Source organism: Streptomyces sp. SM1 (assembly GCF_002910825.1).
Classification (GTDB): Bacteria; Actinomycetota; Actinomycetes; order Streptomycetales; family Streptomycetaceae; genus Streptomyces; species Streptomyces okerensis.
On record NZ_NEUB01000678.1, the window covers coordinates 1 to 2,083 of the forward strand.

A 2,083-nucleotide genomic window follows, 5' to 3' on the forward strand; every position below is an offset into this window, starting at 1 on the left:
CTGCGCGGCCTGGTCCGCCCGGCCCGTACCGGTACGGGCGGGTCCGCGGCACCGGCCTGCTCGATGGCGCAGCAGCTCGCCGAGCTGCCCGAGGCCGAGCTGCACCGGACCCTGCTCGACCTGGTGCGCGGCAACGCCGCCGCGGTGCTGGGCCACAGCTCGCCGGACCTGATCCGCCCAGCCCGCCCGTTCAAGGACGTCGGCTTCGACTCCCTCACCGGGGTCGAGCTGCGCAACCGACTGGTGTCCTCGACCGGGCTGCGGCTGCCCGCCGCGCTCGTCTTCGACCACCCCACGCCGGAGGCCCTGGCCCGCCACCTCGCCGAGCGGACCGCCGCCGCCCGCCCCACCTGCGACGAGGCGGTCCGGGCCGGGCTCGACACCCTGGAGGCCCTGCTCGACGCGCTGCCGCCGGAGGGAATCAGCGACGAACTGGCCGCCCGCATACGGGACGTGCTGTCGCGCCCGTTGCCCGGCGGGACACCGCCCGCCGGCCCGGCCGGAGGCAACGCGGACGACCTGGCCCCCGAGGTGATCGAGGCGGCCAGCGACGACGAGATGTTCGACTACATCGACCGTCAGCTGGGCTCCGCATGACCGGCCGACCGGACCGCGCCGCACCCGCCGTACGTGCACCCCGTGCACCCCGTGCACCCCGTGCACCCCGTGCACCCCGAGACGAGACCCGAGCACGAGCAGCCCGAGACGAAAGCAGCGGTGTCCAGTGAGCGACCAGAGGATGCGCGACTACCTCAACCGGGTGACCATCGACCTGCGGGACACCCGGCAGTGTCTCCGGGAGGCCGAGGCCCGGAGCAGCGAGCCGATCGCGATCGTGGCGATGAGCTGCCGCTTCCCCGGCGGCGTCCGCACCCCGGAAGACCTGTGGGAGCTGCTCGCCGAAGGCCGCGACACCGTCGCGCCCGTTCCCGGCGACCGGGGCTGGGAGGCCGCCTGGCCGGCCGGCGGAACGGTCCCCGGCCGGGGGGCGTTCCTGGACGGCGCGGCGGACTTCGACCCAGAGTTCTTCGGCATCTCGCCCCGTGAGGCGGTCGCCATGGACCCGCAGCAGCGGCTGCTGCTGATGGCGTCCTGGGAAGCCGTCGAACAGGCCGGCATCGACCCGCTCACTCTGCGGGGCAGCCGTACCGGCGTGTACGCGGCGGCCATCGACCAGGGGTACGCGACGCTGGGCGCCGGCGCCGCCGAAGCCGTCCAGGGGTTCCTGATGACGGGGAACTCGATGAGCGTGATGTCCGGGCGGGTGTCCTACGCGCTCGGCCTCGAAGGCCCCGCCGTCACCGTGGACACCGCCTGCTCGGCGTCGCTGGTGGCGCTGCACCTCGCGGCGCGGGCGCTGCGGGCCGGCGAGTGCTCGCTCGCGCTCGCCGGCGGGGTCAGCGTGATGGCGCTGCCCGCGGTGTTCGTCGAGTTCAGCCGGCAGGGCGCGATGTCCCCGGACGGCCGCTGCAAGCCGTTCGCGGCGGCGGCCGACGGCACCGGCTGGGGCGAGGGCGTGGGGATGCTGCTGCTGGAGCGGCTGTCCGACGCACGGCGCAACGGACGTACGGTCCTCGCCGTACTGCGCGGCTCGGCGATCAACCAGGACGGCGCCAGCAACGGCCTCACCGCCCCCAACGGCCCCTCCCAGCAGCGGGTCATCCGGGCCGCCCTTACCGACGCGGGCCTGACCGCCCGGGACGTGGACGCGGTCGAGGCGCACGGCACCGGCACCACCCTCGGCGACCCGATCGAGGCCGACGCGCTGCTGGCCACGTACGGCCAGGACCGGCCCGCCGGACGGCCGCTGTGGCTGGGGTCGCTGAAGTCGAACATCGGGCACACCCAGGCCGCCGCCGGGGTCGCCGGGGTCATCAAGACGGTCCTCGCGCTGCGGCACGGCGTCCTGCCCCGCACCCTGCACGTGGACGCGCCCACCCCGCACGCCGACTGGTCCTCGGGTGCCGTCGAACTGCTCACCGAGCCCCGCGACTGGCCCGCCGTCGACCGGCCGCGCCGGGCTGGCGTGTCCTCCTTCGGCATGAGCGGCACCAACGCGCACGTCGTCCTCGAACAGGCGCCG

General features: G+C 75.3%; 2 protein-coding genes. Both read left to right on the plus strand.

Translation table 11 applies throughout. From position 1 onward, the window contains the following. Positions 1–597: phosphopantetheine-binding protein (locus B9S61_RS18565; RefSeq protein ID WP_258039732.1), on the plus strand; the 597-nt coding region annotated here is incomplete at its 5' end. Between the two features lie 142 nt (positions 598–739). Then, on the plus strand, positions 740–2,083 hold a 1,344-nt coding region (locus tag B9S61_RS18570), incomplete at its 3' end, for a beta-ketoacyl synthase N-terminal-like domain-containing protein (protein WP_103543273.1).